Here is a 17,528-nt window from a genome sequence, read left to right on the forward strand (position 1 = left end):
GAAAGGCAGGATCGATGCGCATCGCGCTGCTCTACCCACCGCCCTGGAAGATCCCCGCGCCCGGGGAGGCGCCCGACACGAGCGGCGACGGCCCGCCGGCCGAGTACCGCGAGGGCGACCTCGACCCGGACTTCCACCAGACCCCGTACGGGCTCTTCTCGCTGGGCGCGCAGGCCCTCCGCGCGGGCCACCAGGTGAAGGTGCTGAACCTCTCGTCGTACCCGTTCTCGCAGGTCGAGCGGGTCGTGCGCGAGCTCGGCGCGGACGTGTTCGGCCTGTCGTGCTGGACCGCCAACCGGCGCGGCGTGGCGCTCACCGCCCGGAGCATCCGGCGGCTCCACCCCGGGGCGCACATCGTCGTCGGCGGGCCGCACGCGACCCCGCTCGCGGCCGAGATGCTGCGGCACCACCCCGAGATCGACACGGTGACGCTCGGCGAGAGCGAGCACTCGTTCCTCGAGCTCCTCGAGCGCCTCGAGGCCGGCCGGCCCGCGCTCGGCGTCCCCGGCACGGCGTACCGCGTCGATGGCCGGGTCGAGCTCGGGCCGCCCCGGCCCGCGATCGAGGAGCTCGACGCGCTCGCGTCGCCGCACGACCACTTCGCTACGCACATCGTGATGACCTCGCGCGGCTGCGCCTGGGCGTGCACGTTCTGCGGGGCCGAGGCGACCTGGGGCCGCGGCTTCCGTGGCCAGTCGGTGCCCTACGTGCTCGACTCCATCGAGGCCGCCGTGGCGAAGCTGCCGGTGAAGATGGTCCAGATCAAGGACGACACCTTCACGACGAACAGGAAGCGCGTCATCGAGATCTGCCGCGGCATCCGCGATCGTAAGATCTCTTTCCTGTGGAGCTGCGACACGCGCGTCGACGTCCTCGGCGAGGAGCTGCTCCGCGAGATGCGCCTCGCCGGCTGCCAGCGCCTGAGCCTCGGCGTCGAGTCGGGCTCGCCGTCCATCCTGAAGAACATCGACAAGAAGATCACGGTCAAGAAGATCATCGAGTCGACGGAGCTCGCGAAGAAGTACGGGATCCAGGTCCGCTACTACATGATGCTGGGCAACCGCGGCGAGACGGCGGAGACGTTCCGGGAGACGCTCGCGTTCCTGGAGGCGGCGAGGCCGCACCAGTACATCTTCTCGTGCCTGTCCATCTACCCGGGCACGCGCGACTTCGACGACGCCGAGGCGGCCGGCTGGCTGGAGCGCGACGTCTACTTCCGCGGCGACTTCCAGGAGCTCAAGACGCCGTTCGACGCCTCGGAGGAGGACACGGCGCTGATGAGCGCCTGGTTCGAGAAGAACAAGGGGCTGCGCGAGCTCTACCGCGAGGGGGTGGAGGAGCGCAGGGCGATCCTCGATCTTCTCGGCGATCACCACGCGGCGCACCTGGAGCTCGGCGTCGCCTACCTCGACGCGGGGCAGCTCGACCTCGCGGAGCGGCACGCCGCGCGCGCGCTGGAGCTCGGCCATCCGCTGCCGGGGCTCGCGCTCAACGCGCTCGCGTGCGTCGCGGCGGGCCGGCGCGACTGGCAGGCGATGCAGGACCACTTCACGGCGGCCGCGAAGCGCGACCCGCAGCACGCGGTGCTCATCCGCAACGTGCAGGCGGCGCGCGCGTGGTTCGCGAAGGGCGGGCCGGGCAAGGGGCTCCCGCTCGATCTCGTCGCGCGCTGCGACTTCCAGCTCCTGGAGCGGACGGCGCAGCCGGCGCTCCCGGGGCCGCTCCCGGAGGACTTCGCGGCGTGGCCGCAGGCCGTGGCGCGGCCCGCGCCTGCGCGTCCGGCCGAGGCGGGCGGACGCGAGGCGGCGGCGCAGCGCGGGCGGCTCCGGGTGCTGCCGTCGTAGCGCTGGGCGGTGCGGCGCCCCGGTTCCTCCGGCCCTCCCGGCGTGCTACCCGCCCTTCCATGTCGACGAGCACAGACCACGGCCGCCCCGGCGCCGGCCCGGAGCCGGCGGCGGATCCACATCTCCAGGGCGCGAAGGCGCCGAGCCACGCCGAGCGCTGCCGCACGCTGGCGCAGCGGGCCCGCGCCGCCACGCTGTGCACGCTCGCGCGGGATCCCGCCGGCTATCCGTACGGCTCGCTCGTCGCCGTCACCGTGGACGCGCATGGGCGCCCGCTGCTGCTGCTCTCGGCGCTCGCCGAGCACACGGGCAACCTCAAGGTCCGCGCCGAGGCGTCGCTGCTCCTCGCCGAGCCCGCCGAGGGCCTGGCCGACCCGCTCGCGCTCGGCCGGATGACCCTGATGGGCCCGTGCCGCCCCCTCGAGGGCGCCGAGGCGGCCGCCGCCCGGACGAGCTTCCTCGCGATGCACCCGCGCGCGTCGTACTACGTCGATTTTACTGACTTTTCTTTCTACCGGCTCGACCCGGTGTCGATCCGCTACGTCGGCGGCTTCGGCCGCATGTCCTGGGTCGAGGCCGACGCGTACGCGGCCGCCGAGCCCGATCCGCTCGCCGCCGACGCCGCGGGCATCCTCGAGCACATGAACACCGATCACGCCGACGCGGTCCTCGCGTACGCGAAGGTGCTCGCCGGCATCAAGGACGCCACCGGCGCCACGATGACCTCGGTCGATCGTTACGGCTTCGAGCTGGACGTCATCACGCCGGCGGGGCCGAAGGCGGCGCGCCTCCCGTTCGGCGCGCCGGTCTCGGCGACGGACGAGGTGCGGAAGGCGATGGTGGCGCTGGTGCGCGAGGCGCGCGGCCGCACCGCCTAGCGGCGCGCCGCGCGGGCGCTGTCCTGCCGCCGCCGGCGCGGGTGAGGCCGCCGTCCGCCATGGCGGCGCCAGCACCGAAGCGCGCTCCTCCCTGCCAACACGACGCTGATTCGGGCGCTCTGGCCCATGGCACGCGATCTGCCGAGATCGCGCCGCATGGGAGACGCCGACATCACCTTGCGCCACATCGCCCGACGGTTTCCTGACGACCTGGCGTGCGTCTTTGTCCCCGAGCACATGCCGGTCGAGGTCCTCGGCTGGATCGACACGCAGGTCACGAAGCTCGAGCGACGCCTCGACAAGGCGCTGCGCCTGCGCATCGGCGCCGAGCTTCGGGTGCTGCACGTCGAGTTCTGCTTCGCGTTGCGCGACGACGTGCCCGACCAGATGTTCGAGTACCTCGGGTTCCTCTTCGCCGCACTCCGGCGCGAGGCCCCTGGAGAGCCGGTGCCGCCGATCGAGAGCGTCGCCGTGGTCCTCTCGGGCCGCAGGCGGCGTCTGCCCGAGACAGGGGAGCGCCGTACCTCCTGGCGGGGGCGGCGGTTTAGCGGCACGCACTTTCGTGTCGACGCGGTCTACCAGCGCACGATGGCCGAGCTCCGGGCGCGAGGCAGCGTCTTCTGGCTCGTGTTCGCCCCGCTGACCAGGGACGCCACCGCTGCGGCGATGCGTGAGGTCGTCGCGGAGATCTCCGCGCGGGCGGCGACCGTCGAGGAACGGATCGAGCTATATACAGCGCTCCTGGTCATGGCTGCCATCGACCCCTGGGGGCACAACGTGCGGAAGGAGCTCGTCATGCTGATGGAGGACAGGGAAACGGAGAAGAAGCTGCTCCGGACCATCCCGATCATCGAAGAAATGCTCGCCGAGGCCGAACAGGAGGGCGCGAAGGAGGCCGCGCGGGCGGGGGCGCAGGCGGGGGCGCAGAAGGCCGTCGCCGAGCTCCTCGGCCGCCTCTTCGCGCGGCGGGTCGGGCGCCAGCCGACCGCCGAGGAGGAGCGCTCGATCGTCGAGCGCGCACAGGCCATCGGACCGGGCGAGGTCGAGGATGCCCTGCTCGATCTCGACAGCGATGCGCTGGTCCGCTGGCTCGCCGAGCCGATCTGCCGCTGACCCGAGCGCGATCCTGACGGCGGCGCCGCTCCGGGGAGGAGAGCCGTCGCCCGCAGCCCGTCACCCGTCGCGGCGCCGCTGGCCGCCCGACCTCCTCCCGCCGCGGCGCGAGCGCCCCAGCGCGTGGTGGAGCCCGCTCTGGAGCGAGCTCAGCGTGACGATCTCCCGGAGGTCGATGCCGATGCCCACCATCGTCTGCGCCACCTCGGGGCCGACGCCGGTGAGGATGACCTCCGCGCCGAGCAGCTTGACCGCCTGGGCCGCCCTGATCAGCGAGTCCGCGATCTCGGCGTCCACCACCGGCACGCCGGTGACGTCGAGGATGACCGTGGCCGCGCGCTGCGCCACCACCCCCTGGAGCAAGCGCTCCAGCAGCTGCTCGATGCGCACCCGGTCGAGCCGCCCGACGAGGGGCATCACCAGGATCCCCGCGTCGAGCGGGATGAGCGGCGTCGAGAGCTCCCGGATGGTCGCCTCCTGCGCGTCGATCATCTGCGCTTGAAGCGCCGCGCGCTCCGCCTCGGCCCGCCGGAGCTCGGTCACGTCGTACCCCTCGGCGATCAGGAGGACGCTCTGGCCCAGCGTGTCGAGGATCGGCTTCATCTTGAGGTCGAGCGTCGCCACGCGCCCGCCGGGCCCGTGGATCTGGACCTCGCACGACGACGGCTCGCCCGCCGCTGCACGGCGGACGCACTCCCTGATCCGCTCCCCAGCGCTCGCTCCGCCGACCCAGAACGGCGCCTGCCAGAGCGGCCCGCCGCGCGCCTCGCCCGGCCGCGCCGCGGTGAAATCGGCCATCGTCCGGTTGCGCTCGATCAGGTCCCCCTGCGGGGTGAGCAGGCCGATGAACATCGAGGTCTCGTCGAAGATCGCCCGGAACTTCTGCTCGCTCTCGCGCAGCGCCTGCTCGCGCTTCAGCTGCTCCGTGAGGGGGCGCGAGAAGGCCGAGAAGAACTGCTCATCACCGCTCTGGACGAGGTGAGAGCTCACCTCGACGTCGATCAGATGGCCGTCCTTGTGGCGGTGCCTCGCGAGGAAGCGGAGCGACCCCCTGGCCTTGATCTCCTCGATGACCATGACGACCTCGTGCGGCGGCCGCTGGTCGATCTGGCCGATGTTCATCGTCAGGAGCTCGCTCCGGTCGTAACCCACGATGCCGGCGAAGGATGGATTGCAGTCGAGGATCTCGCCGTTCATCCCGACGACGTGGAACCCCTCGCCGGCCGCCTGCAGGATCAGCCGCGTCCGCTCCTCCCGGCGCCCCAGCTGCTCATGGAGCCTGTCGATCTCCTTGCGCAATCCGGCGTTCTCCACCCGGAGCCGCTCGATGCTGTCCTGATCCGTCTCCACGTTCGCTCTTCCTTCCATCCTTCCGGCCGCCCCCTCCCATCCGCCGAGGAGCCGCTCGCCCCTCCCGCGCGTCTCCAACGAGCAAGGAAGATAGCCGATCCCGGCGTCACGCCGCGCGCTCGTCGGTCGGCTGTCCGGGCGCGTGGGGCGCGCTCGACCAGAGCGGACGAGCTCGGCGCGCCGCCGCGCGAGTCGTGGCGTGTCGTCGCGGCGTTGCGCCCATGACATCAGCGCGCGACGCGCCTGCGCGATACGAGCGCTCGCCCTCGCCCTCGACCTCAGGCCCTCGGCCGGCGCCGGAGCGCGAACGTGTGATGACCTTCCTTGCCCGTGACGCCCACGATGAGCCTCTCCCCGGGGCGCGCTCCCGCCCGGGCGCGGGCGCCGTCGCGCTGAGGTGGCTCGGGGTCGCCGTCGCGGCGGCGGCGCTCTGGAGCACGCTGCGCGGCGCGGATCTCCCGAGCGTCGCGGCGCTCATCGCCTCCGTGTCCGCGCCGATGATGGCGCTCGCCCTCGTCCCCAACCTCGTCGCGCGGCTCTTCCAGGCCGAAGCGAGCCGGCGCGTCTTCGACGACACGCGCACGCGCGACCCCGCGTCCGGCCGCCACGCGCCGTTCTCCCGGTATCTCGCGCTCACGCTGTCGACCGAGGCGCTCACGATGAGCGTCCCCGCCGGCGCTGCCCTCTCCGAGTCGGTCACGTTCTATCTGCTGCACCGGTGGTGCGGGATCCCGGGGCCGCAGGGCGTCGCCGGCATCGCGGCGCGCAGGGCGCTCATCGTCCTCGCGAACGCGGCGTATGTCGCGATCGCCCTCGCGCTCGGCTTTGGCCACCTGGAGCGCGCCTCGCGCCCCCTGATCGGCGGGCCGGGGCTCCCGTGGCTCGTGGTCCTCTCGGGGCTCGGCCTGCTCGCCGTGGCGCTCGCGCTCGGGGGCGCGCTCCTCTCGGGCACGGTCGCGTCGCGGGTCTTCGCGTGGCTGAAGCGCCTGCCCGGCCAGCGCGTGAAGGCCTCTATCGACGCGAGGGCCGCGGCCTTCTCCGCGACCGACCGGCACGCGGCCGCGCTCGGGGAGCGTCGCGCTGCGCTCGCCGCGGCGGCGCTGCTGCTGCTCGGGATGTGGCTCGCCGAGGGGGCGGAGACGTACTTCTTCCTCCGGCTCCTCGGGGTCGACGTCTCGCTCTCCGAGGTCCTCTCGTTCGAGGTCGTCCTCGCGCTGCTCCGCGCCGCCGCCGTCCTCGTGCCTGCCGGGCTCGGCGTGCAGGACGCCGGCTATGTCGCCTTCCTGACCGCGCTCGGCGTGCCCGCCGCCGCCACGGTGGGCGCCGCCTTCGTCCTCGTCAAGCGCGCCAAGGAGCTCGTGTGGATAGCGCTCGGCCTGCTCGTGTTCTTCGGTGGCCGGGCGGCCTTCCGCCCGGCGCCCGCCCCCATGGCGGGGAGCGAGGCGACGAGAGGACGAGGCGGTGGGGTGACGAGATGACGAGGCCGTCGCGACGCCGCAAGACCACCACATGTGGCGCGCAGCGAGGCAATTTGTCACACATCCGGCGTCCGCCCTCCGCCTGAATTCCGGGGGATTTTGGCCCAGGTGAAGGCGCTCGCCAGCGGCCACAGCCTGGGCACGCTTGCTGCCGTCGAGGTCGGTCATGTCGACCGAGCGCGAGGTGCGCGACGCAACAAAGACAAGAACCCGCACAGTCCGGCCAGAGGTGGCGCCCTACGTTGTAGGAATCGGCGCTTCGGCGGGGGGGCTCGAGGCGCTCGAGCACTTCTTCGCGAACATCCCGAAGGAGAGCGGGATGGCCTTCGTCGTGGTCCAGCATCTGTCGCCGGACTTCAAGAGCCTGATGGACGAGATCCTCGGGCGCCGCACCGAGCTGCCCATTCACCTCGTCGAGGACGGCATGGTGGTCGAGCCCGACCATGTCTATCTGATCCCGCCGAAGAAGGAGATGATCATCTCCGGAGGCCGCCTCCTCCTCAGCGAGAGGGATCGCGACCAGGAGCTCGCGCTGCCCATCGACGTGTTCTTTCGATCCCTCGCGCAGGACTGCGGCCCGCGGGCGATCGCCGTGGTCCTCTCCGGGGGCGGCAGCGACGGCTCGCGGGGGATCCGCGCGGTCCACGAGGCGGGCGGGCTGGTCGTCGTGCAGGACGTCGACAGCGCGCAGTTCGATGGGATGCCGAAGACCGCGCGAGACGCCGGTGTGGCCGATTGCGTCCTGCCTCCCCAGGACATGCCGCGCGTCCTCCTCGATCACGTGAGGTCCAAGGGGCGCCGGCCGGAGCGGGACGCGGTCGGCGTCGATCAGGGGATGAGCGCGGTCTACAGGATGCTCGAAGAGCAGTTCGGCATCGACTTCACGCACTACAAACCGAGCACCGTCACACGGCGCATCGAGCGGCGGATCCAGCTCGCGCATACGGACGATATCGAACAGTACGTCAAGCGCCTGAAGAGCAAGTCGAGCGAGCTCGACGTGCTCTACCGTGATCTCCTCATCGGCGTGACGCGCTTCTTCCGGAACGAGGAAGCGTTCGGCATCCTCGAGCGCTCGGTGCTCCCCGATCTCCTGCGCGCGGGGCCGCGGGACGCCCCGTTCCGCGTGTGGGTCGCCGGCTGCGCGACGGGCGAAGAGGTCTATTCGCTCGCCATCCTCCTCCACGAGCTGACGTCCGGGGGCGGCCACCGCCCGTTCAAGGTCTTCGCGACCGACGTGCACCATGGATCGCTCGAGGTCGCGACGCGCGGGCTCTACGAGGAAGAGGCGGTGATGAACGTCTCGCCCGAGCGGCTCGAGCGGTATTTCATCCGGCGCGGACGCAGCTACCAGGTTGTCCCGGATCTCCGCCAGGCGGTGGTCTTCGCGCACCACAACGTGATCAAGGACGCGCCGTTCACGCGCGTCGACTTCATCAGCTGCCGCAACATGCTCATCTACCTTCAGCCGGCCGTGCAGCAGAAGGTCCTGAGCCTCTTTCACTTCGCGCTCAACCGCGGGGGCGTGGTTCTCCTCGGGCCCAGCGAGACGCCGGGGCACCTCGCGCACGACTTCGAGATCGTCGACAAGCAATGGCGGATCTATCGGAAGTACAGCGACCGGCGGATGCAGGTCGAGCCCCGCTTTCAGCCGGCATCGCCGAAGGCCCGGAGCGCCTCGCGCTCGGGGATCACCGCGCCCGTCGCGCGCCACCCGGCGTCGCACCTGCTCGGGACCTACGACGCGCTGCTCGACGAGTTCATGCCTCCGAGCCTCCTCGTCAACGAGACCGGGGAGCTCGTCCACGCGTTCGGCGGCGCGAGCCGGTTCCTCAAGGTCAAGGATGGCAGACAGGGGCTCGACGCCTTCGAGATGCTGGACTGCGAGCTCAAGACGGTGCTGACGGGGGGCCTCCGGCGCGTCGTCAAGGAGCGCACGGCGGTCGTGTTCAAGGGGGTGCAAGCGGAGGGCGGCACCTACAAGATCACGATGCGCCGGGTCGAGAGCCGGCGCGGCACCTTACCCCACGTCCTCATCACGTTCGACGCGATAGACGCGATCGACGCGATCGACGGGGCGCCGCGGCGGGCGGCGATGCCGGAGATCGAGATCGACCTCGACGACGTATCGCGCGAGCAGCTCGGCGCGCTCGAGGCGGAGCTCGGGCACACGAAGCAGACCCTGGAGGCGATGACCGAGCAGCTCGAGGCGAGCAACGAAGAGCTGCAGGCGGCGAACGAGGAGCTGCTCGCCTCCAACGAGGAGCTCCAGAGCACGAACGAGGAGCTCCAGAGCGTCAACGAGGAGCTCTACTCGGTGAACGCGGAGTACCAGCGGAAGATCGCCGATCTCACCGAGCTCGGAAACGACATGGAGAACCTCCTGTCGAGCACGGACATTGGCACGATCTTCCTCGACAGGGAGCTCAAGATCAGGAAATTCACGCCGCAGATCGCGGAGAGCTTCAACCTGCTCTTGCAGGACGTCGGCAGGCCGATCGAGACGTTCACGTACGCGGTCGACCACCCGGAGCTCAACGCCGATCTCAAGCGCGTGCTCGCGACGGGGGAGCGCGTGGAGCGCGAGCTGCGCGACCGGCATGGTCGCTCGTTCTTTCTTCGCATCCTCCCCTACCGTGCCAAGGGCACCATCGCCGGGGTCGTGCTCACGCTCATCGACGTGAGCGGCCTGAAGGCGGCGGAGGATGCGCTCTTCCACGAGCGCTATCTCCTGAATAGCCTGCTCCGCAGCGTGCCCGACGCGATTTACTTCAAGGACGCGCGCGGCCGGTTCATTCGCACGAACAACGCCATGGCGGAGCGCCTCGGCCTCTCCGATCCAGGCGAAGCGGCGGGCAAGACCGGCTTCGAGCTGCCTGGGTACGAGGCGGCGCTCGCCGTTCACCAGCAGGACGAGGTGGTGCTGCGGACCGGCGAGGCGCAGCATTACAAGCTGGAGAAGCGCGTGCGGCACGATGGCGTCGTGGAGTGGGACCTCGTCACGCGGCTCCCGCTCATCGATGCGGCGCGCCACATCGTGGGTATCATCGGGATCTTCCGGAGCGTCACCGCGCAAAAGCGATCGGAGGAGCAGATCAAGGACGCCGTGCGCAGGCGCGACGAGTTCCTCGCCATGCTGTCGCACGAGCTCCGCAACCCCCTTGGCGCGATCGTCCACGCCACGGCGCTGCTCAAGGAAGACTGCGCCGCGTCGGACGGCGCGTCCGGGATCGACGAGAAGGTCGTCCAGATCCTCGAGCGCCAGTCCGCGCAGATGGCGCGCCTGCTCGACGATCTGCTGGAGGCGAGCCGCGTCACGCAGAACAAGATCGAGCTTCGAAGGCGCGTGCTCGACCTCGGCACGGTGGTGAAGGACGCCGCCGACGCGGTCAAGAACCTCATGGACACGCGCGGCGTCGATTTCTCGGTCGTTGTCGATCCCGAGCCGATCTGGGTCGAGGGCGACCCCGCGCGGCTCCAGCAGGTTCACGTGAACCTGCTCAACAACGCTGCGAAGTACACCTCGCGAGGGGGTCATGTCACCCTGGAGGCCAGGCGCGTGGACGGACACGCGGTGGTCCGCGTGAAGGACGACGGCGTCGGGATCCCGAAGGAGATGCTCGACACGGTGTTCGAGCTCTTCGTGCAATCGAGCCGCACCCTGGACCGATCGGCGGGAGGGCTCGGCGTCGGGCTCACCCTCGTCCGAGGCCTCGTTGAAAAGCACGGCGGCACCGTGAGCGCGCGGAGCGACGGGGAGGGCAAGGGGTGCGAGTTCGAGGTGCGGCTGCCGATCTCCGAGCCGTCATCCGAGCAGGAGGCGGCGCGCGGCTCGCTCCTCGCGAACATCCCCAGGAGATCGCGGGTCGTCGTCGTGGAGGACAACGACGACGGCCGCGAGGCGCTCTGCGCGCTCCTGGCGCGCGCCGGGTTCGAGTGTCATTCGGCGTCTCACGGGATCTCGGGGATCGCGCTCATGGACCAGGTGCTCCCGCACGTGGCCATCGTGGACATCGGGCTGCCGGGGATCGACGGCCTCGAGTTCGCGCGCCGCGTCCGAGAGAAACCCCAGCACAAGAACGTCTATCTGATCGCGCTCACCGGCTACGGGCAGCAGGGCGACCGCGAGAGGGCGCGTGAAGCCGGGTTCGACGAGCACCTCGTGAAGCCCGTCGATCTCGCCACGCTCAGGCGGCTGCTCGCCGAAGGCGAGCCGGTGACGGGCGAGAGCAGCGCCTGAAGGGCTCGCCCGGCCGGCCCTTCCTGAGCGCCGTGCCTCCTCGCCCAGCGAACCAGCTCGCTTCGCCTGCGCGCTTCGGTCTGCGCTGGGGATCAGGCGCCGCCGGCGCGGCTCGACGGTCGCGCTGGCCGGCGCCGGCGGGCTGTCAGAGGCACTCGACGAGGCCGTCGTAGAGCGATCGGTCCGTTCCGGGGAGCTCCGCGTCGATCGCCCGACCTGCCGGCGCCGAGAGCGCCTCGACGAGGTCGGTCACGGCCGTGTCCGGGGCGACGGGCATCTCGCAGAGGAAGATCCTCGCGTCTACCTCGACGTCGCCCGTGGAAGCCACGATCTCCTCGTTGCTCGCGGCGAGCACCCACACACAGCGGCCTATCGTCCCGGCGTGCTCCTCGACGGAGCAACGGAATCGAAGCGGCTCGTAGTTGCTGAAGTCGCCTTCGCAGAACGTGTCGCCGCACACGACGTCGAAGTCGTCGTTCAGCTCGCGAAGCATCTCGTACCAGGCGTCGATCTCGGCCGAGCTGGTGAAGTACGACGCGGCGTCGACGAAGCTCTTCGCGCCCGTCGAGCCGGCCGTAGCCGCTGCGCCGTCGTGCTGCGGTGGGGTGGTCTCCGGCGGCTCCGGGGCGGCGCCTTGCGCGGCGGAGCAGGCGAGCGCGAGGACAGGGAGAAGCATGGACATGGCATGATGAACCGACATGGGTGCCTCCATCCGAGCGCGGCGCGTGACGCCGGCTCGGGCCAACACGCCGCTTCCGGGCCTCGCGCCGTCCCGCAACGGCGGGACCAGCGCGCGGTCGGATCTCGCGGCGTTCTGGTGAGCGCGCAGTGCGAGCGGCGTGCCGCGGCCTTTTTGCCGGATCTTCTGGCCCTCTCCGCGCTCCGGGACCTGGCGGCCGCCACGCGCGCCGCCAGTTTCGCCAGCTCGGGGCCCTCGCGCGCGCGGCGTTCGGATCAGGGGAAGCTCCGCGTCGCCAAGAGCACGCGCGCCAGGCTCATCCATGCGCTGAGCCAGGCGCTCGGCCGCGAGACGAGGGAGTCCAGGAACCGCCAGCTCGACGAGCCGCAAGGGCGTGAGGCGCGAGGGGCGACGGCAGAGGTGAAACCCCATGGACGAATCGCCCGAGGACCGGCACGATACCTCGCCATGGACGGAGAGAAGGCGCACGCTGCCGCGATCCTCTCGCTCGTCGCGGCGCTCGCCCAGCCCTCGCGCGCGCTCGCCGACGTCGTCCCGCCCCCGCCGACCTCGTGCCCCGCGGGCACCCACGGCGTGACCGGGCACGCTGGCGCGGGCTGCGCGCCCGACACCTGCCCGAACGGCGCCGAAGGCGCGGTCTGCGCCGGCGGGCGGCCTTGTTGCCTGATGGATCTCTGCAGCACCCGCGACGCGACGTCCTGCGCGCCCGGAGAGAGCTGCGTCGAGGTGCGCATGTGCGTCGCGCCGGGCGTCATCAAGACCCCTGTCGGGCAACGCAGCTATCGTGAGGCCGTGAGTTACGTGAACGAGGACAAGGGGTGCGCCCCGGGCTCGACGCAGGCCATCGTGGCGACGTGCATGACGACGACGACGGCCGCGGCGAGCGCCCCGGGCCGCCGTCGCGGCGCCGGCTGCTCGTGTGATCTCGGCGGGGCCCACGAGGCGCCTGCCCTGCCGCTCTCCGCGGGCGTGATGGTCTGTCTCGTCGGCGCATGGGCGCGGAGGTGCAAGGTCCGATGCTGAAATGGCTGCTCGTCGGGCTCGTGGTGTTCCTGGTCTACCGGTTCGCGATGAAGCGGCCGCGTTACGATCGGCTGTTCTCGCCGGACCACCTGATCGAGCTCTCGCGCGGGCTCGGCCGCGCCAAAAACATCGCGCTCAGGCGCGTCGGGGAGGGCTCGCCCGCGGACCCGTTCGCCGAGGGCAATGCGTTCATCACGTCCGCCGACATCGCCGTGGTGTATACCGTCGCCGAGGCAAGCAAGGACGGACGCGAGCACCACGTCTCGCTCTCGTTACGCGGCGGCGCGCTCGCTCGTGCTGCCGCGGGATTCCTTGCCGCGGCGATCTGCCGGTTGCTCGGCCTGGGTGAGACGCAGCGCGTGCTCGCTGTCTCGAACAGCGGCGTCTACCACCTGATCTTCCAGGTCCCCGCCGCGGACGAGGCACGATTCGCGGCGGGATCCGTCCCGAAGCTCGATGATGGGTCGGCGCGCAGGCTCGTCGGCGTGGCCATCGAGGATCGAGGCCCGCTGCTCGCGCGCCTCGGCAAGCTCGACGTCAAGACCCCGAAATGATGCTCTTGCGTCTCGACCTCCCCGCCGCGCCCTGACGAGGGCGGCGGCGTCGAGCTCCTTGCGGGCAAGCGGGCGCGGTTCGCTGGCGGGCATCGAGGATCTCCTCAGAAGACTCTATTCGCAGTCGACGAACACGACGTCGTAGGCGATGCTCGCCGAGATTCCGGAGACGCTCACGGAGTAGGTGTTGCCGGCTTCAGGGTCCCAGCCGTCCGGCACGATGCGGATGGCGTTCGTGGAGCCGTAGCGCCCCTGGAGCGGCTCCACGTCGACGGCCAGGGGGGCTCCGCCGCTCGTGATCGTGACCTCGGCGTCCTCGAGCTCGATGTCCTCGCTCTGAATCGACCAGCCGGTGTCGCTGAGTGAGCTCCAGCGGTCGGCATACGCCTGCATCGGGAACACCCCGGGCGGAGGCCAGGCCGTCCACTCCTTGCCGGCGCGCCCCGTCCCTCCGATGTTCTGCATGCAGGAGGCGCCGTTCTTGCCGGTCGAGCCGAGGCCGATCGGGCCGAGATCGTTCGCGAGGATGATGCGCCGGTGGCCGAAGGTCGTCTCGTTCCCGGGGTCGATCAGATAGCCCTGAACGCTCGCGACGCCGGGGCCACTCGAGATGTTGCTCGTCCTCGCGCCGTCCGCGCCTGCTTTCGAGTAGCACTTCCAGCTCTCCGGCGGCTCGTGCGAGAGGTCATTGTTCGCGTCCATCATGAGCGCGCAGGCCTGGGCCTGCACGTCGCGGGTAGGCTCGGTCACGACCGGGGGCAGGTCCGCCAGCCAGCGGTACAGGTTGAAGAGCCGGAGCGCGTTCGCTCGACCGTCGGCGGAGATGTCTCCCGGGTCGCACTCGGGATCCAGCGAGCCGCTCCACGTGCCCTCGCTCATGTCGGCGGTGTCGGCGTTGAAGCGCGCGCAGGTGCCTTCCGGCGAGCGATCGCCCGTCTCGGGTGTCGAGCCTCCCGAACCCCCGGATGCCGTGCCTGCCGATCCGCCGCCCCCTGCGCCCGTGCCGACCGCGGACGAACCTCCCGTAGAGCTGCCGCCAGCTCCTCCGGTGCTCGAGGCGTCCGAGCCTGAACCCCCGCCGCCGCTGCTCGTGGCCGCTCCACCCGTCCCGCCCGACCCGGCGGCCGGCGGTGAGCCGCCCGACGAACCTGACGCGCCAGGATCGGCATCTTCGCTGCTGCAGGACGCGGCGGCCGTGAGGAGGAGCGCCGTCGATGCGACGAGCCGAAGGCGAGTGAAAGCCGTCTTCATGGTGAGGGAAGGAAATCCAAACGTCTCGGAAACGTCAAGCCCCGATCGCGGGACCTGTCCCGGGTTGACTGAACATTTTTACTCGAGCCGACTTCCTCCCGAAAAGTGATGCTGGATCGACGACTCATGCATCGAAGGGGCCGCGTTGGCTCCAGAGCGTGCGGAGCGGCGGTTCTCTTCACCGCTGGTCCCGCCGACCGCGGGGGAGCCCGGCAAGAGATGTGAGGGTGAGGGCGTGACATGTCACGGGGCGAGCGTGACATGTCACGGAGCGAGCGTGACATGTCACGCCCGGCGGCGAGCCCCTCGACCGGCGCCGTCGCGTGAACGGGCCTGAATGCCCTCTTGCAGGTCCTGGCCCGAGGATTGCTGTTCGATCACCCGGGCGCCTCGCCGCCACCGGCAAGGCATCGCGGAGAGTTCTGGCGGGAAGCGCCGGAGCGCTCAGCAATACGCCGCAGCGCGGAAATGCAGTCTCGATCGGTGTGCGGAGCCTGCTCTTGAAGCGTTTGCTTTCTTGAAACTCGAACGAAGAGCCATCGAGGACCTATGTCGACCTATGTGCCTGGAAGACGCCTGACTTCGCGAGCGCGCGAGCGGGGCGGCCAGCGGCTCGGAGCCCTGGTCGCGCTGAAGCTCATCACATTATCTCTCCTCGGGTGTCTCGGCGAAGCGCCGATGGATGCGGGCGCGGAGGGGCGCGAGCTCGCCACCGTCTCGCAGGGCCTCCGCGACGACGACGCGCCGACGAACTCCCTCTCCGACGACCCCATCGTGAGCGCGGGCGGCGGGCACGCCTGCGCGCTGAGGCCGGATGGCACGGTGGATTGCTGGGGGAGCAACAGCAACGGCCAGGCGGCGGATCCCGAGGGCACGTTCCTCCAGATCAGCGCAGGCCGGGATCACACCTGCGGATTGAGGACGGATGGAACGGTGGATTGCTGGGGGAAGATCGAATTCGGAAAATCTACGGATCCCGAAGGCACGTTCATCCAGATCAGCGCAGGCGACTATCACAACTGCGGCGTGAGGACGGGCGGTACGGTCCACTGCTGGGGGTGGAACGGCGAGGGCGGGGCCGATGAGCCCAGCGGCACCTTCACCCAGGTCAGCGCGGGCTTCGCGTTCACCTGCGGGGTGATGTCGCACGGCGCGGTCAAGTGCTGGGGGTTCAACAGCCACGGACAGACCACCAATGAGCCGCCGGGCACCTTCGTCCAGGTCAGCGCCGGCACATTCCACGCATGTGGGCTGAAGCCGGACGGCACGGTGGACTGCTGGGGGAACAACGAGCACGGCGAGGCCGCGGATCCTGCAGGCGCGTTCCTCCAGATCAACGCGGGCTCCGGGCACACCTGCGGGCTGAGGACGAACGGCGCGGTCGACTGCTGGGGGGCGAACGAAACCGGCGAGGCCGCGGATCCCTCGGGCACGTTCACCCAGATCAGCACCAACTGGTTGAACACGTGCGGGCTGAAGGTGGACGGCTCCGTGGACTGCTGGGGCGATGCGTCACAAGACCCGACCCCTGGGATCTTCGGACGCGTCGCGGTCTCTGCGGGGGGCGAGCACACCTGCGGGCTGAGGGCGAACGGCACGGTGATCTGCTGGGGGAGCAACGTCCATGGCCAGTCCGCGGAGCCGATCGGCGCCTACCGGCAGATCAGCGCCGGCAGGAATCACACCTGTGGCGTGCTTCATTACGGCGCGGTCTGGTGCTGGGGCTTCAACAGCGATGGCCAGGCCGCGGATCCCTCGGGCGGCTTCACCCAGGTCAGCGCGGGCGGGCTGCACACCTGCGGAGTCAGGACGAACGGCTCCGTGGACTGCTGGGGGCGCAACCTCGAAGGGCAGGCCGAGGACCAGAGCGGCAGCTTCACCCAGGTCAGCGCGGGCTACTATCACTCCTGCGGGCTGTTGGCCGATGGCTCCGTGAATTGCTGGGGGCGCAACTCCGAAGGGCAGGCCGCGGACCAGGGGGGCAACTTCACCCAGATAGGCGTGGGCATGTACCACAGCTGCGGGCTGAAGACCGACGGCACGGTTCGGTGCTGGGGGCACGACGCGGACAACCAGTCCTCGCCGCCGTCCGGCACCTTCACGCAGATCGCGGTTGGCGAGTACTACGGCTGCGCGCTCAGGGTGGACGGCGCCGTGGCGTGCTGGGGGCGCGGCGACCTCGGCCAGACGTCGCCGCCCGACGCCACATTTCTCCAGATCAACGCGGGCGCCACGCACGCCTGCGGCCTGACGACGGAGGGCCTCGTGGCCTGCTGGGGAGCCAACCATTCGGAGAAGGCCGCGCCGCAGACGGACACGTTCACGCACATCAGCGTGGGCCTCGACCACGGCTGCGGGAAGAAGACGGACGGCAAGAGTTACTGCTGGGGCCGCAACGATTACGGGCAGTCCGCGCCGACCCTCGGCTTCCCCAGCTTCAGCGCGGGCAACCTCCACACCTGCGGGATGACGTGGGACAACAAGGTGTACTGCTGGGGCGACAACAGCGAGAACCAGGCGACGAACCCGCCCGGGGACTATGCTCAGATGGATGCGGGCTTGTTTCACAACTGCGGCGTGAGAATGGACGGTAGCGTGCACTGCTGGGGCAGCAACGGCAGCGGCAGGGCCACGGCCCCGTCGGGGACCTTCACCCAGGTCAGCGCGGGCGGCTCCCATACGTGCGGGGTGAGGACGGGCGGGGCGGTGGACTGCTGGGGATACGACGCCTTCGGCCAGGCCACGGCCCCGTCGGGGACCTTCACCCAGGTCAGCGCGGGCTGGAACCACTCGTGCGGGCTGAGGGACGGCGGCATGGTCGACTGCTGGGGAAACAACGGCTCTGGCCAGGCCGCGGACCCGTCGGGGACCTTCACGCAGATCGGCGCGGGCAGGGATCACACCTGCGGATTGAAGACGGACGGCAAGGTCGACTGCTGGGGGAACAACTGGTACGGCCAGTCCACGGATCCCATTGGCACCTTCACCGCGATCAGCGTGGGCGCCGGCTTCAGCTGCGGGCTGAAGACGGATGGAACGGTGTACTGCTGGGGGGAGAACGACTACCACCAGCTCTGGCTGCCACTGGCACCTTAGA

The 17,528-nt window shown here is 70.4% G+C and carries 11 protein-coding genes; 8 read left to right on the plus strand and 3 right to left on the minus strand.

What is annotated here, in order from left to right; translation table 11 throughout:
- The first annotated feature begins 14 nt into the window (after positions 1–14).
- From ACSRUE_RS27200 to ACSRUE_RS27210, 3 genes are all read left to right on the plus strand, one after another.
- On the plus strand, positions 15–1,844 hold the full coding sequence (locus tag ACSRUE_RS27200; protein ID WP_441286128.1) for a radical SAM protein: 1,830 nt from the start codon (positions 15–17) through the stop codon (positions 1,842–1,844).
- A gap of 59 nt (positions 1,845–1,903) precedes the next feature.
- Positions 1,904–2,722, plus strand: coding sequence for a HugZ family protein (locus tag ACSRUE_RS27205; protein ID WP_441286129.1), 819 nt, complete (start codon positions 1,904–1,906; stop codon positions 2,720–2,722).
- A 156-nt stretch (positions 2,723–2,878) separates the two neighbouring features.
- Positions 2,879–3,835, plus strand: coding sequence for a hypothetical protein (locus tag ACSRUE_RS27210; protein ID WP_441286130.1), 957 nt, complete (start codon positions 2,879–2,881; stop codon positions 3,833–3,835).
- Between the two features lie 60 nt (positions 3,836–3,895).
- Here the strand turns inward: ACSRUE_RS27210 and ACSRUE_RS27215 are convergent, their stop codons facing one another.
- Complete coding sequence (locus ACSRUE_RS27215) at positions 3,896–5,185, minus strand: PAS domain S-box protein (protein WP_441286131.1); 1,290 nt, start codon at positions 5,183–5,185, stop codon at positions 3,896–3,898.
- Between the two features lie 314 nt (positions 5,186–5,499).
- Here ACSRUE_RS27215 and ACSRUE_RS27220 point away from each other — a divergent pair, with 314 nt between their 5' ends.
- Both ACSRUE_RS27220 and ACSRUE_RS27225 read left to right on the plus strand, forming a co-directional pair.
- A complete protein-coding gene (locus ACSRUE_RS27220) occupies positions 5,500–6,663 on the plus strand; it encodes a lysylphosphatidylglycerol synthase transmembrane domain-containing protein (RefSeq protein WP_441286132.1) in 1,164 nt (387 codons plus the stop codon).
- 229 nt (positions 6,664–6,892) lie between these two features.
- The gene (locus ACSRUE_RS27225; RefSeq protein WP_441286133.1) at positions 6,893–10,903 is read left to right on the plus strand and encodes a chemotaxis protein CheB; all 4,011 of its coding nucleotides are present in this window, start codon (positions 6,893–6,895) and stop codon (positions 10,901–10,903) included.
- Between the two features lie 145 nt (positions 10,904–11,048).
- Here ACSRUE_RS27225 and ACSRUE_RS27230 read toward each other — a convergent pair whose 3' ends face one another.
- Positions 11,049–11,603 carry a hypothetical protein gene (locus tag ACSRUE_RS27230; RefSeq protein WP_441286134.1) on the minus strand — a complete coding sequence of 185 codons (555 nt, stop codon included), beginning with the start codon at positions 11,601–11,603 and terminating at the stop codon, positions 11,049–11,051.
- Positions 11,604–12,050: 447 nt separating this feature from the next.
- Between ACSRUE_RS27230 and ACSRUE_RS27235 the strand changes: the two genes are divergently transcribed.
- Together ACSRUE_RS27235 and ACSRUE_RS27240 are read left to right on the plus strand one after the other, a co-directional pair.
- A complete protein-coding gene (locus ACSRUE_RS27235; protein WP_441286135.1) occupies positions 12,051–12,626 on the plus strand; it encodes a hypothetical protein in 576 nt (191 codons plus the stop codon).
- Positions 12,620–13,180 carry a hypothetical protein gene (locus tag ACSRUE_RS27240; RefSeq protein WP_441286136.1) on the plus strand — a complete coding sequence of 187 codons (561 nt, stop codon included), beginning with the start codon at positions 12,620–12,622 and terminating at the stop codon, positions 13,178–13,180. Before ACSRUE_RS27235 ends, ACSRUE_RS27240 begins: the two co-directional genes overlap by 7 nt.
- Positions 13,181–13,294: 114 nt before the next feature.
- On the opposite strand, the gene ACSRUE_RS27245 is transcribed toward ACSRUE_RS27240, so the two are convergent.
- Entirely contained in the window at positions 13,295–14,059 is a 765-nt protein-coding gene (locus ACSRUE_RS27245; RefSeq protein ID WP_441286137.1) for a CAP domain-containing protein, read from the minus strand.
- A gap of 921 nt (positions 14,060–14,980) precedes the next feature.
- On the opposite strand from ACSRUE_RS27245, the gene ACSRUE_RS27250 reads away from it, so the two are divergent.
- Positions 14,981–17,527 carry an RTX toxin gene (locus ACSRUE_RS27250; protein ID WP_441286138.1) on the plus strand — a complete coding sequence of 849 codons (2,547 nt, stop codon included), beginning with the start codon at positions 14,981–14,983 and terminating at the stop codon, positions 17,525–17,527.
- Position 17,528 lies beyond the last annotated feature (1 nt).

Origin of the sequence: Sorangium sp. KYC3313 (genome assembly GCF_052075895.1) — a bacterium.
Lineage (GTDB): Bacteria > Myxococcota_A > Polyangia > Polyangiales > Polyangiaceae > Sorangium > Sorangium cellulosum_B.